The organism is uncultured Aquincola sp. (genome assembly GCF_964001545.1).
Lineage (GTDB): Bacteria > Pseudomonadota > Gammaproteobacteria > Burkholderiales > Burkholderiaceae_C > Aquincola.
This window is the reverse complement of record NZ_CAXFDV010000605.1, coordinates 1-12,092: the sequence shown is the minus strand read 5'-3', so window position 1 is coordinate 12,092 and position 12,092 is coordinate 1. Positions and strand designations below refer to the sequence as shown.

12 protein-coding genes are annotated in these 12,092 nt (G+C 71.6%); 3 read left to right on the top strand and 9 right to left on the bottom strand.

Features of this window, described 5'->3' with window-relative positions:
- Positions 1–264: 264 nt before the first annotated feature.
- Complete coding sequence (locus ABNT58_RS21045) at positions 265–582, top strand: DUF883 domain-containing protein (protein WP_348755371.1); 318 nt, start codon at positions 265–267, stop codon at positions 580–582.
- Positions 583–616: 34 nt separating this feature from the next.
- Here the strand turns inward: ABNT58_RS21045 and ABNT58_RS21040 are convergent, their stop codons facing one another.
- Genes ABNT58_RS21040 through ABNT58_RS21030 form a run of 3 tightly spaced genes read right to left on the bottom strand, consistent with a single transcriptional unit; the run spans position 617 to position 4,026 of the window.
- Positions 617–1,585 (bottom strand): PDR/VanB family oxidoreductase, encoded by a 969-nt coding sequence (locus ABNT58_RS21040; RefSeq protein WP_348755370.1) that lies wholly within the window; start codon positions 1,583–1,585, stop codon positions 617–619.
- Positions 1,582–2,640, bottom strand: coding sequence for an aromatic ring-hydroxylating dioxygenase subunit alpha (locus ABNT58_RS21035; protein ID WP_348755369.1), 1,059 nt, complete (start codon positions 2,638–2,640; stop codon positions 1,582–1,584). Before ABNT58_RS21035 ends, ABNT58_RS21040 begins: the two co-directional genes overlap by 4 nt.
- An 18-nt stretch (positions 2,641–2,658) precedes the next feature.
- A complete protein-coding gene (locus ABNT58_RS21030; RefSeq protein ID WP_348755368.1) occupies positions 2,659–4,026 on the bottom strand; it encodes an MFS transporter in 1,368 nt (455 codons plus the stop codon).
- A gap of 217 nt (positions 4,027–4,243) precedes the next feature.
- On the opposite strand from ABNT58_RS21030, the gene ABNT58_RS21025 reads away from it, so the two are divergent.
- Positions 4,244–4,711, top strand: a complete 468-nt coding sequence (locus tag ABNT58_RS21025) for a MarR family transcriptional regulator (protein WP_348755367.1) — start codon at positions 4,244–4,246, stop codon at positions 4,709–4,711.
- Between the two features lie 24 nt (positions 4,712–4,735).
- Here the strand turns inward: ABNT58_RS21025 and ABNT58_RS21020 are convergent, their stop codons facing one another.
- From ABNT58_RS21020 to ABNT58_RS20995, 6 genes are all read right to left on the bottom strand, one after another.
- Entirely contained in the window at positions 4,736–6,064 is a 1,329-nt protein-coding gene (locus ABNT58_RS21020) for a sigma-54 dependent transcriptional regulator (RefSeq protein ID WP_348755366.1), read from the bottom strand.
- Positions 6,061–7,974: an ATP-binding protein gene (locus ABNT58_RS21015; protein ID WP_348755365.1), complete on the bottom strand. Its 1,914-nt coding sequence runs from the start codon at positions 7,972–7,974 to the stop codon at positions 6,061–6,063. Before ABNT58_RS21015 ends, ABNT58_RS21020 begins: the two co-directional genes overlap by 4 nt.
- A 70-nt stretch (positions 7,975–8,044) precedes the next feature.
- Positions 8,045–9,364 carry a dicarboxylate/amino acid:cation symporter gene (locus ABNT58_RS21010; protein ID WP_348755364.1) on the bottom strand — a complete coding sequence of 440 codons (1,320 nt, stop codon included), beginning with the start codon at positions 9,362–9,364 and terminating at the stop codon, positions 8,045–8,047.
- 56 nt (positions 9,365–9,420) lie between these two features.
- Positions 9,421–10,491, bottom strand: coding sequence for an aminotransferase class III-fold pyridoxal phosphate-dependent enzyme (locus ABNT58_RS21005; RefSeq protein WP_348755363.1), 1,071 nt, complete (start codon positions 10,489–10,491; stop codon positions 9,421–9,423).
- Positions 10,492–10,781: 290 nt separating this feature from the next.
- The gene (locus ABNT58_RS21000) at positions 10,782–11,306 is read right to left on the bottom strand and encodes a DUF2127 domain-containing protein (RefSeq protein ID WP_348755362.1); all 525 of its coding nucleotides are present in this window, start codon (positions 11,304–11,306) and stop codon (positions 10,782–10,784) included.
- Positions 11,307–11,330: 24 nt separating this feature from the next.
- The gene (locus ABNT58_RS20995; protein ID WP_348755361.1) at positions 11,331–11,528 is read right to left on the bottom strand and encodes a hypothetical protein; all 198 of its coding nucleotides are present in this window, start codon (positions 11,526–11,528) and stop codon (positions 11,331–11,333) included.
- Between the two features lie 171 nt (positions 11,529–11,699).
- Here ABNT58_RS20995 and ABNT58_RS20990 point away from each other — a divergent pair, with 171 nt between their 5' ends.
- Positions 11,700–11,918: a hypothetical protein gene (locus ABNT58_RS20990; protein WP_348755360.1), complete on the top strand. Its 219-nt coding sequence runs from the start codon at positions 11,700–11,702 to the stop codon at positions 11,916–11,918.
- The last annotated feature ends 174 nt before the right edge of the window (positions 11,919–12,092 follow it).

The following is a 12,092-nucleotide window of genomic DNA, read 5'->3' as shown; positions in this document are numbered from 1 at the left end:
GCGCTTGATGGCGCGGTGGCGGCGGGCAAGGACATCACGGCTCATGCGCCGATTGTGCGCCGGCCTGCCGTGCCCGCCCCTGGGGCGGAACCCGGGTGCCCGCCGTGGGCCCGTGTACGCCGCCGCGTACGTGGAGCCCAACGCCCTTACGCCCTGCCGAACGGCGGCCACCCTGCCCCGCCGGCCTGCCGCAGGCGCCCCGCCTGGCATGGCGCATGCAGCGGGACTGCCGTTGTCCCCCCTCAACCACCTGAGAGAGCCCCCATGTCCCTGCATTCCATCGAAGCCCTGCAAGCCGACGCGCAAGGCGCCCTGACCAGCGCGCACGAGGCCCTGGCCGATGCCGCCAAGGCCGAAGGCAGCCGCGCCGAAGAGCTGCGTGCCCGCGGCCTGGCCAAGCTGCGCGCCGCGCGTGAAGCGCTGCTCAACGCCCGCGACAGCGCGGTGGAACAAGGCCGCCAGACCGCCCGCGCGGCCGACGACCTGGTGCATGCGCACCCCTGGCAGGTGGTGGGTGGTGCGCTGGTGGCCGGCGTGGTCGCCGGTGTGGTGGCGGGCGTGCTGCTGCAGCGCCGCCGCTGACGGCTGCGTGAGGCCGCGCCGCGCGCGGCGCCGGCTACAGGTCCAGCACCAGCAGCGGCGTGCGCGCGCGTGAGCAGCAGGGCGTGAACTGGTCGTTGAGCGCCTGCTCTTTTTCGGTCAGGTACAGGTCCTTGTGGTCCGGCGTGCCTTCCAGCACCCGGGTCAGGCAGGTGCCGCACACGCCCTGCTCGCAGGACACCGGCACGTCGACACCGCAGGCGGCCAGCGCCTGCACCACCGTCTGGTCGGGCCGGACCTCGATCACGCGGCCACTGCTGGCCAGCTTCACCTGGAAGCTGCCGGCGTCGCTCAGGTCCACCGTTTCGCCGGCAAAGAACTCGTAGTGCAGCTGCGCTTCCGGCCAGCCGGCCTGGCGGGCCGCCGCCAGCACCCAGTCCATGAAGCCCCGCGGCCCGCACACGTACAGGTGCACGCCCGCACGCGGCTGCGCGAGCAATGCGGTCAGGTCCAGCTTCTGCGCCGCATCGCCATCGTCGAAGTGGTGGTGCACCCGGGGCGCCAGGTGGGCCGCGGCCAGCAGTGAGGCAAAGGCCGTCTGCGCCGGGGAGCGGGTGCAGTAGTGCAGCGCAAAAGCCTGGCCCTCGGCGGCCAGGTGCTGCGCCATGCTCAGCAGCGGCGTGATGCCGATGCCGCCGGCCAACAGCAGGTGCTGCTCAGCGCCCTGCGCCAGCGCGAAATGGTTGCGCGGCGGGCTGATCTCGACCACCGTGCCTTCGGCCAGCGCCTGGTGCACCGCGGCCGAACCGCCGCGCGACGCCGGCTCGCGCAGCACGCCCAGCACATAGCGCCCGCCGTCGGCCGGTGCATTGCTCAGCGAATACTGGCGCACCAGGCCGCCGGGCAGCCGCAGGTCGATGTGCGCGCCGGCGGTGAACGGCGGCAGCGGCTGCTCGCCATCGGCCACCAGTTCCAGCCGGCAGATGGACTCGGTCTCCATCGTCTTGCGGGCCACGCGGGCGCGCAGCCAGGGCGTGGCGCTCATCCGGCGGCTCCTGCGCTGGCCAGCACCGCGCCGGTGGCGGCCTGCTCGGCCTGCAGCCAGCGGTCGATCACGCGGCGCGACTGCACGCCGCCGGCGTCGATGTTCAGCGCCAGCAGCTTGCGCTCGGGGTGGGCCAGCAGGTTGCGCTGCTGGCGCTCCAGCATCTCCATGTCTTCCGAGAAGATCTTGCCCTGCCCTTGCCGGATGCTGTCGGTCAGCGCGGCGTCCTCGGGCTTGAAGTGGCGGGCCATGCCCCAGAAGTAGTGGTGCGAGGTGTCGGTTTCGGGCGTGATGAAGTCCACCACCAGCGCCGACACCTTGTGCTGCGGCGGCGCCTCGTAGCCGCCATGGCCGGCCAGGGCCACGCCCACCTCGATCATCACGTGGCTGGGCGGCGTGAAGCGGCACACCTGCCAACGGTCGACCAGCTGGTCTTCGGGCAGGCCATTGCCGCGCAGCGCCATGCGCCAGAACGGCGGCGCATGCACGCCGTTCATGAAGCGGCTGGTCACCACCTCGTCGCCGTTGACCTTGGTGTTGACCGGCGCCTCGTCGATCTCCTTCTGGCCGATGCTGTTGGCATGCACGTAGGTCTCGTGCGTCAGGTCCATCAGGTTGTCCACCATCAGCCGGTAGTCGCACTGCACGTGGTAGCGGCCGCCGCCGTAGGCCCACTCGGGGCTTTCGGCCCAATGCAGGCTGGGCAGCGGCGTGGGCACGCCGGCGCCCGGCCACACCCAGATGAAGCCGTAGCGCTCGATGGCCGGGAAGGCCCGGATGGCCGGAAAGCCCCGCACCCGCTGGCCGGGCATGGCCACCGTCTTGCCGTCGCAGCCCATGGTCAGCCCGTGGTAGCCGCAGACCAGCTGGCCTTCGACCACCCGGCCCAGCGATAGCGGCGCACCGCGGTGCGGGCAGAAGTCTTCCAGCGCCACCACGCTGCCGGCGGCATTGCGGTAGAGGACCATCGGCTCCTTGCAGACGGTGCGGCCGAGCGGCTGCTCGCCCACTTCTTCGGCCATTGCGGCCACGTACCAGGCGTTCTTGGGAAACATGGGCGTACTCCTTGCCAATCAATGGGCGGCGCTGGCCTTCATCGCAGGCGCGCCGGCGGGTGCTGCGTCGGACGACAGGCGGTGCATCAGCACGATCACGGCGGCCACCGCAAAGGCCAGCCCGTAACCCAGGTACAGCTGCGTGGGCAGCCAATGCTGGTCGATCAGGGCGCCGGCCACCAGCGGCGACACGATGGCACCCAGCCGGCCGATGCCGATGCCCAGCCCGAGGCCGGTGGCACGCACCTGCGCCGGGTACACCACCGGGCCGATGGCATACAGCCCCGCCACGCTGCCGTTGGCGAAGGCGCCGATCAGAAAGGCCAGCGCATACGACATCGCCAGCGGATGCGACGAGCTGACGAACACGCTGAGCAGCAAGGCGGTGATCACCAGGAAGCCGGCCAGCACCCGCTTGAGCGGCAGCCGCGCGGCCAGCAGCCCCAGCAGTGCCGCGCCCAGGATGCCGCCCAGGCTGAGCAGCACGCCGGCCGTGACACCCTGCGGCCCGGTCAGTCCCGATGCGCTGAGCAGCTTGGGCGTCCAGCTCATCACGAAGTAAAAGCCGAACATCACGGTGAAGAACGACAGCCACACCAGCAGCGTGGGCCGGCGCAGCGTGGGGCCCAGCAGCTGCGCCAGGCGGCTGCCCTGCGGGCCGGTGGCCGCCACGCGCGGCGGCAGCGCCGCCAGCGCCGGCAGGCCCAGCGCGGCGTTCAAGGTGTTGATGCGGCGCAGCGCATCGGCCGGGCGCCGCGTGAGCAGGAAGTCCATCGACTCGGGCAGCCGCGCCAGCACCAGCAGCGCCACCGCCAGCGTGGCGGCACCGCCGAAGAGGAAGATCGAGCGCCAGCCGTGCTGCTCGATCAGCCACACGGCCAGCGCACCGCCCAACGCCGAGCCCAGCGCATAGCCGGTGGACTGCAGCGTGACGGCCAGGCCGCGCCAGCGCAGCGAGGCGTATTCGCTGGCGATGACGTTGCTGCAGGCCAGGATGCCGCCCACGCCCAGGCCGGTGAGCACCCGCAGCGCGCCCAGCTCCAGCGGCGTGTGGGCCATGGCCGACAGCAGCATGCCGATGCCAGACAGCGTGAGGCAGCCCAGGATCATCGGCCGGCGGCCGACACGGTCGGCCCAGGGCGCGATGAACAGCGAGCCGCCGGCCATGCCCATCAGCCCGGCGCTCAGCAGCAGGCCCAGCTGCGATCCGTTGAGCGCCCATTCCGCCGAGATCGACTTGGCGGCGAAGGCGGTGACCAGCACGTCGAAGCCATCGACCATGTTGATGACCATGCAGACGATGACGGCGCCCCACTGGAAGGCGTTCATCGGCTTGTGGTCGAGCGCGGGGGCGCTGGCACTGGCGGGTGTGGGGGAAGCTGACATCCTGGCTCGTCTCCGTGGCGGGGGTCGGGCGCCGGTACCGCTTGTTGATCCAGCGCAAAGGGCGGGCATACGTCATTGCGTACACTCATCGTGATTCAGTGTACGGAACGTGGAACGCTTGTTCGACAGGGTTATCCCGCAAACGACGAGACCCCAGTGCCCACGTGCGGCTGGCGCACCGCGCTTGTTAGCATCGGCCGCCCAGCCGTACCCGCCCATGAACACCACGCCTTCCGACCTGTCGATCGAGCTGTACCAGCAGCCGGGCCACCTGATCCGCCGCGCGCACCAGATCGCGGTGTCGATGTTCCATGAAGAGCTGGGCCGCGACGTGACGCCGGTGCAGTACGCGGTGCTGCGCATGCTGCAGGACCAGCCGGGCATCGACCAGGTGACGCTGGCCGAACGGGTGGGCCTGGACAACTCCACCACCGCCGACATCTGCCGCAGGCTGGAAGCCAAGGGCTGGATCGTGCGCGAGCTGCTGGCGCGCCGGCAGCGCAGCCTGGCGCTGACCGAAGCAGGCCTTCAGGTGCTGGCCGGCTGCGTCAGCGGCATCCACCGGCTGAGCGACAAGATGCTGGACAGCCTGACCGACGAGGAGCGGGCGGAGCTGATCCGGCTGCTGCAGAAGTTCGTGCACATCCACAACGACCAGAGCCGCGCGCCCGTCAGGTCTGAATGACGGGGGCGGCCTGACGGCCGCGCCCTACTTCATCAAGCCGTAGCGGCGCAGCTTGCCGTGCAGCGTGGTCTTGGGGGTGTTCAGGGCCTGCGCGGTGCGGGCCAGGCTGCCGTCGTGGCGATGCCATTCGCTGGCGATCAGGCTGCGCTCGAAGTCGTCCACCGCCTCGGCCAGGTTGCGCGGTGCGGCCGCCGGCTCGGCGCCCTGCGCGCCGTCCTTGGCCACGCCCAGCACCAGGCAGTCGGCCACGTTGCGCAGCTCGCGCACGTTGCCGGGCCAGTCGTGGGCCATCAGCCGGTGCAGCTTGGCGGCGGGCACCTCGGGCAGCGGCCGCTGGTAGCGGCTGGCGGCCAGCAGCAGAAAGTGCTCCAGCAGCAGCGGAATGTCCTCGCGCCGCTCGCGCAGCGGCGGCAGGTCGATCACCACCACGTTGAGCCGGTAGTACAGGTCGGCGCGGAAGGTGTGCGCCTTCGCGCGCGCCAGCAGGTCGTCCTTGGTGGCGGCCACCACGCGGCAGTCCACCGGCGTCTGCGCGTTGGAGCCCAGGCGCTCGATCACCCGCTCCTGCAGCACCCGCAGCAGCTTGACCTGCACATTCATCGGCATGCTTTCCAGCTCGTCGAGGAACAGCGTGCCGCCATGCGCATGCTCGATCTTGCCCACCCGCCGCTTGTGCGCGCCGGTGAAGGCGCCGGCCTCGTGGCCGAACAGCTCGCTGTCGAGCAGGCTTTCAGGCAGGCCGCCGCAGTTCAGCGCCACGAAGGCCTGGCTGCGCCGGCCCGACAGCTGGTGCAGCGCCTGTGCCACCAGCTCCTTGCCGGCGCCGGTCTCGCCGCGGATCATCACGTCCACCGGGCTGTCGGCCACCTCGCGCACCAGGCGGCGCACCCGCTCCATCTGGGGCGACAGGCCGATCAGCTTGCCCTCCACCCCCTCCAGCTGTGCCAGCCGGTGCTGCAGCGACTGCAGCTCCAGCGTCAGCGCACGTTTGTCCAGCGCCCGCTGCACCACTTCCACCAGCAGCTCGGGCTGGAAGGGCTTGGGCAGGAAGTCGTAGGCGCCGCTGCGCATGGCCTCCACCGCCATCGCGATGTCGCCATGGCCGGTGATCACCACCACCGGCAGCGTCGGGTCGAGCTGCTGGCAGCGGCGCACCACCTCCATGCCGTCGATGCCCGGCAGCCGCATGTCGGTGACCACGACGCCCGGAAACTGCGGCCGCAGCTGCGGCCAGGCGGCTTCGGCCGCCTCGAAGGCCTGCACCGGCAGGCCGGCAAACTGCAGCGCCTGCACGCAGCCAAGCCGCATCAGGGCATCGTCTTCGATGATCAGAACGGACAACTTCGGTTTCATGCCAGGGCTTGGCCCGCCGGTGCCGGCGGCAGGCTGAGGGTGAAGACGGCGCCGCCTTCGGCGAGCGAGGTGGCCACCAGGTCGCCGCCGTAGTCGCGGGCGATGCCGCGGGAGATGACCAGCCCCAGGCCGAGGCCGCTGCCCGCGGGCTTGGTGGTGAAAAACGGGGTGAACAGGCCTGCCAGCACCTTGGGCGGCAGGCCCGGGCCGCTGTCGGCGATGCGGATGCACACGCGCTGGCCGTCGCGGCTGTCTTCCTGCCAGGCGTCGATCTGCAACAGCCGCCGCGGCGCCTCGGCCATCGCGTCCACCGCATTACCCACCAGGTTGATCAGCACCTGTTCCAGCCGGTTGCGGTTGCACCAGGCCATGGGCATTTGGGCCGCCGGCGCGTCCAGCGGCGGCTGGCAACGCAGCTGCACCTGCGCGGCCCGCAGCCGCTGGTCCAGCAGGAACAGCGCGCTCTTGAGCGCGGCGCCCACCGGCACCGGCTCGGGCGCCACCGGCGACTTGCGGGCAAAGGCCTTGAAGGGATGGATGATGCCGCCCATGCGCTCGACCAGCTGGTCCACCAGGGCCAGGTTGCCATGGGCGCCATCCAGGTCGCCGCGGCGGATGAATTCACGGGCATTGCCCGCCAGCGTGCGGATGCCGCCCAGCGGCTGTGCCAGTTCATGCGTGATGCCGGTGGACAGCTGGCCCAGCACCGCCAGCTTGGCGGCCTGCACCAGTTCGTCCTGCGCCTCGCGCAGCGTGGCTTCGGCCTGCTCGCGCACGGCCACCTCGCGGCGCAGATCGTGGTTGGCGGCGGTGAGCGCCGCGGTGCGGCGGGCCACCGTCTGTTCCAGCTCGGCATTCAGGCGCTGCAGGTGCTGCTGCGTCTGGCGGCGCTGCTGCGAGGCCCGGCGCCGCTGCAAGCCCACCAGCGCAGCGGCCAGCAGCAGCGCCGATGCCAGCCCCGCCAGCCCGGCACCGGCCCGGGCCTGTGCACGCACCGGCGCCAGGTCGGCCATCACCAGCAGCCGCCAGTCCAGCCCGGGCAGCGCGCGCCCGCGCACCAGCAGACCGCCTGCGGCGTCAGGCGCGGCCGGGTCGGCGGCACTGGCAGATGCGGCGGCCGGCGGGATCAGCTGCTCGACATCGCTGCCCGGCGTGCCCCAGGGCAGTTGCAGCGCCAGCGGGAAGCGGCCCAGCCGCCGCTGCCCGTACATGCCGGTGAGTTCCAGGTCCACGTCGGTGTCCAGCGACAAGGGCCGCAGCGTGCGGTACAGCCAGCGCGGGTCGGTGGCCTGGATCACCACGTCGTTGGCATCGACCAGCAGGGCCGGCGTGCCCAGCAGGGGCAGCGCCAGCGCCACGGCGGCCAGCGACACCTTGACCACCGCCACGCCCACCACGCGCGGCCCTTCGTACAGCGGGTGCGAGAAGTAGTAGCCCGGCTCGGTGACGGTGCTGCCCACCGAAAAATGGCGGCCCGGGCGGCCGGCCAGCGCCTGCAGGTAGTAGGGGCGCGCCGAGATGTCTTCGCCCAGGCGCCCGTCGTCGGCGCCGACGGTGTGGCTGGTGGCCAGCACGGTGCCGCGCGGGTCGGCCACGAACATCGCCAGGCTGCCCTGGCGGGCGTTGAGTTCACGCAGCAGCTGCTGCACACCGGCATCGGGGCCGGCCAGGCGCGGTGGCTTGAACAAGGCCATCACCGCCGGGTGCAGCTGCAGCAGCGCGGGCGCGTGGGCCAGGCGCTCGACCTGCCCTTCGGCGGTGGCCCCGAAGAGGTCGAAGCGGTGACCGAGGTCGGTGCGCAGCGCGGCCAGGCCTTGCGCCTCGCCGACGCGGTAGCCGGCCGCCGAGGCGGCCAGCACCAGGGCCGCGCCCAGCAACGCCAGCCCCGCACCTTGCACATGTTTGTTCATGCGCCGATTTTGCCGTTGTCGCCAGATTCAACCGGCAAAAACGGCGCGGCTTACGGGCACAGAGGTGCGCTCAGGCGCGGGCCAGCTGCGCCGCCGCGGCTGCACGCGCGGACGCGTCCATTTCCGCGGCGCGGGCGGCGGCCTGCTCTTCGGGCACCAGCTCGCCTTCCCACTTGGCGACCACCGCGGTGGCGATGGAGTTACCCACCGCATTGGTGGCCGAGCGGCCCATGTCGAGGAAGGTGTCCACGCCCAGGATCAGCAGCAGACCCGCTTCGGGGATGTTGAACTGGTTGAGCGTGGCGGCGATGACCACCAGCGAAGCGCGCGGCACGCCGGCCATGCCCTTGGAAGTGAGCATCAGGATCAGCAGCATCGTGACCTGCGTGGACAGCGGCAGGTGAATGCCATAGGCCTGGGCGATGAAGAGCACGGCGAAGGTGCAGTACATCATCGAGCCGTCCAGGTTGAAGGAGTAGCCCATCGGCATCACGAAGCTGCTGATCTTGCGGCGCACGCCGAAACGGTCCAGCGCGTCCAGGATCTTCGGGTAGGCCGCTTCGGAGCTGGCGGTGGCGAACGACAGCAGGAAGGCTTCCTTGATGAGCACCAGCAGCTTGAACACCCGCGGGCCCAGGAACAGCAGGCCGGCGCCGATGAGCACCGCCCACAGCAGGAACAGGCCCAGGTAGAAGTCGCCCATGAAGACGGCGAACTTGACCAGGATTTCCAGCCCGTTGACCGCCACGGTGGCGGCCATGGCCGCCATCACGGCCAGCGGCGCCAGCTTCATCACGTAGCCGGTGATCACCAGCATGGCATGCGACAGCTCTTCGATGCCGGCCACCAGGGTCCTGGCTTTATCACCCAGCGAGGCCAGCGCCACGCCAAAGAACATCGAGAACACCACGATCTGCAGGATCTCGTTGTTGGCCATCGCCTCGGCGAAGGACTTGGGCACCAGGTGGCTGACGAAGTCCTTGACCGTGAACTTGGCCGTGGCCAGGTTGGCCGAAGCGCCGATGTCCGGCAGCGGCAGGCCCAGGTTGAGCCCGGGCTGCAGCAGGTTGGCCATCACCAGGCCCAGCACCAGCGACACCAGCGACGCGGTGAAGAACCAGGCCAGCGACTTGCCGAACACCCGGCCCACCGACGAGGCGGTGCCCATGTGGGCGATGCCCACCACCAGCGTGGAGAACACCAGCGGCGCGATCAGCATCTTGATCAGCCGCAGGAACACGTCCGACACGATGGAGATGTAGCCCGCGATCTGCGCGGCCACCTGCTTGTCGGGGAACTCCAGGTACACCAGGTACCCGATGGCGATGCCCAGCAGCATCGCCACCAGGATGTACAGCGCGGCTGGCAGCCGCTTCTTCGTTGCGCTCATGGCTCTTCCTCTCTCCTGTATCGACTGTGTGGTGGTGGGTGATGGGGGCGGCGGCCTCAGGCGCCGCGCAAGGCCAGTTCGGCGGCGGTGCACAACGCGTCGAAGGCGCGGTCGTCGATCGCCAGCGAATACGGAAAGCGCAGCACGTTGGCCGCTTCGCCGGACACCGGCAGCTGCAGGCCGTGCTGCGCCGCACGCGCCTGCACGCGGCGCGCGAAGGCGGGGTCGGGCAGGCTGCCGTCCAGGCACTCCACCGCCAGCACCGAGCCCAGGCCGCGGATGTCGGCGATGCGCGGCTGGCAGGCCATCGCCCGCACCAGCACCGCCACCAGCTGGCGGCCGCGCTGTTCGGCACGCTCGCACAGGCGCTGGCGCTCGATCGCATCGAGCACCGCATGCTGGGCCCGCACCGCCTGGGCCCGCGCCAGCAGGCTCGGCCCTTCGGGCCAGGGGCCTTCGTCGGGGGCCGCCTGCATCAGCTCCGCGCGGCCGGTGACCACCGCCAGCGGCAGCGGGGCGTCGGGCCCCTGCGCATGCACCACCAGGTCGGCCTGCACCGTGTGGTGGTCCATCGCCCGCAGGCGCCCGGTGCGGGCCAGGCCGCAACGCGTCTCGTCGGCCACCAGCTGGATGTGGTGCCAGTCGCAGCGGCGGCGCAGCTCGGCCAGCAGGTCGGCGTCCAGCAGCTGCACGCTGCCTTCGGCCTGCAGCGGCTCGATGACCAGGGCCGCCACCCGGTGCGGGCGCAGCGGCCCGGCCAGCAGCTCGTCCAGCCGGCCCAGCGTGTGTTCCGCGGTGTCGCCGTGCAGCGGCGTGGGCGCCGGCAGCCGCCACACCGGGCCGGCGGGGCGGCCGAACTCGGTCCAGGCGGGCGTGGCGCCGGGCAGGCAGCCGCTGCTGAGCTTGATGATGGCGGGCCGGCCGCTGTGGGCGCGGGCCAGGCGCAGCGCCGACTCCATGGCCTGGGCGCCGCTGCCGTGGAAGCTGCTGCGCCACGCGCGGGCCCCCGGGGCCAGCCCCGAGAAGCGGGCCGACAGCTGCTGCAGCGATTCCTGCAGGCCAGGCGCTGCCGCCGCCGGCAGCACGCCGCCGTCGGCGCCTGCAAGGCTTGCCGTGCGATCCGTCATCGACCCCTCCTGGGTTGCGGCCCCGTCGTGAACGCGGGTGCCCCTGAAGCCAGGACATTGCAGCGGGCATGCCAAGCGCGGCGTCGCCGGGCGACGGCGTCGCGCCACCGCCAAGTGCTTGAATCCACGAGGTTTATGACGACCGCGTGTCAGCGGTCGGCGCGGCGCCGTTCGAGCTTGCGAACGCGCCGCGGCATGGGCGTACGGCCAGCCGGACTGGGCCGGCCGCGGGCGACCGGCGACTCAGGCGTCGCGGTCGGGGCCGCCCGGTCGGCCCCTCCAGCGACCTTTCAGTCGGCCTCTCGGCTGACCGCCGTCCGGCGCAGGCCGCGCTGGCGCCACCACTGCCGCGCCAGCACCACCACCAGAATGGCATTCAGGGTGACGACCGCGGCGGCCGCCACCGTGGGCCGGTGCAGCAGGTGCCGCAGTTCCAGCGGCAGGTACAAGGCACCGGACACCGCCCCCAGGCACTCGCCCCAGGCAGCGCCCCGCCACAGGCCCCAGGCTTCCACCCAGCGCAGGCTCACGTAGGCCAGCACGGCCAGCAGCACCTGCTGGGCCGGCAGGTGCTGCAGCCGGTCCATCTGACCCAGCAGCAGCGCGGGATAGTGGTCGCCCGGGTCCAGGCCCACGTGGCCGATGAGGGCCAGCGCCAGCCGGTGCAGGTCGTGGTGCAGCAGGCTCAGCAGCCCCAGGCCGGCGGCCAGCGCCACCAGGCCCTTGAGCGCCTCGAAGGCGGCGATGGCGCGCAGCGCCCGGCGCTGCGCCGGGCTTTCCGGGGGATGCTCGACGGCATGGCGGGACCTTGTCATCCCGCGAGTGTGCCGTGGCCGGCTTCACCGGCCGGCGGGCGCGGCGGCCAGCGCCACCACCGTGGCCGCCGGCGCCGCAGGCGCAGCCACCGGGTGCAGCCGGGCCATCAGCACGGCACGCTCGGGCCCTGCTTCGGCCACCACCTGCTGCAGCAGCGTCACGGTGGTGCAGGCGGCCAGGCCGGCAAACAACAGGCGGGCGGTGCGGCTGATCGGGTTCATGGCGGGCTCCTCGGTTCACGGCGGGAAGGGCTGCTGATGCAGTGCCGTCACTGTGGGCCTGAGGGGCCTTGCACGTCCTTTGAAGAGCTGAAGCGCGGGCTTTAACGTTGTGAAGGCGGGGCGCCCGCCTTCTGCCGGTGGCACTGGCATGTGGGTTGCCGATGGTCGGGCATGACCCACCCTTCCTCGACCGTGCCGGGCGAGCCGCCGGCCGCGCATGAACTGCGCTTTGAATCTTTGACGCACCCCGGGCGGCGTTTTGCCTTTCCCTGCGACGCCGTGGGCACCGTGGACCTGGCCACGATGAGCGAAGCCGCCCGCGCCAGCTACCAGCGGGTGCTGGCGCTGGTGGGGCGCGAATACGCATCACCCGTGGTGGTGCGGCTTTGACGGCCCGACCGGCAGCGCCGGCTGGGCCTGCGGGCTCTCAGCCAAGCGGTTTGTAGATCGGCGGATCGGGCTCCGGAAACACCGGCCGTTCCGGCTGCGGCCGATGCTCCCATTGGCGCAGGCGTTTTTCCTGCCGTGATGCATGGCTGCCGGGACGGTGCTGCGGGTGCTGCT

Excerpts from the sequence above, each read along its gene's own strand:
- ABNT58_RS21000 (WP_348755362.1), bottom strand. The coding sequence starts at position 11,306 with ATGACAAGGTCCCGCCATGCCGTCGAGCATCCCCCGGAAAGCCCGGCG.
- ABNT58_RS21005 (WP_348755363.1), bottom strand. The coding sequence starts at position 10,491 with ATGACGGATCGCACGGCAAGCCTTGCAGGCGCCGACGGCGGCGTGCTG.
- ABNT58_RS21030 (WP_348755368.1), bottom strand. The coding sequence starts at position 4,026 with ATGTCAGCTTCCCCCACACCCGCCAGTGCCAGCGCCCCCGCGCTCGAC.
- ABNT58_RS21040 (WP_348755370.1), bottom strand. The coding sequence starts at position 1,585 with ATGAGCGCCACGCCCTGGCTGCGCGCCCGCGTGGCCCGCAAGACGATG.
- ABNT58_RS21015 (WP_348755365.1), bottom strand. The coding sequence starts at position 7,974 with ATGAACAAACATGTGCAAGGTGCGGGGCTGGCGTTGCTGGGCGCGGCC.
- ABNT58_RS21025 (WP_348755367.1), top strand. The coding sequence starts at position 4,244 with ATGAACACCACGCCTTCCGACCTGTCGATCGAGCTGTACCAGCAGCCG.
- ABNT58_RS21035 (WP_348755369.1), bottom strand. The coding sequence starts at position 2,640 with ATGTTTCCCAAGAACGCCTGGTACGTGGCCGCAATGGCCGAAGAAGTG.
- ABNT58_RS21045 (WP_348755371.1), top strand. The coding sequence starts at position 265 with ATGTCCCTGCATTCCATCGAAGCCCTGCAAGCCGACGCGCAAGGCGCC.
- ABNT58_RS20990 (WP_348755360.1), top strand. The coding sequence starts at position 11,700 with ATGACCCACCCTTCCTCGACCGTGCCGGGCGAGCCGCCGGCCGCGCAT.
- ABNT58_RS21020 (WP_348755366.1), bottom strand. The coding sequence starts at position 6,064 with ATGAAACCGAAGTTGTCCGTTCTGATCATCGAAGACGATGCCCTGATG.
- ABNT58_RS20995 (WP_348755361.1), bottom strand. The coding sequence starts at position 11,528 with ATGAACCCGATCAGCCGCACCGCCCGCCTGTTGTTTGCCGGCCTGGCC.
- ABNT58_RS21010 (WP_348755364.1), bottom strand. The coding sequence starts at position 9,364 with ATGAGCGCAACGAAGAAGCGGCTGCCAGCCGCGCTGTACATCCTGGTG.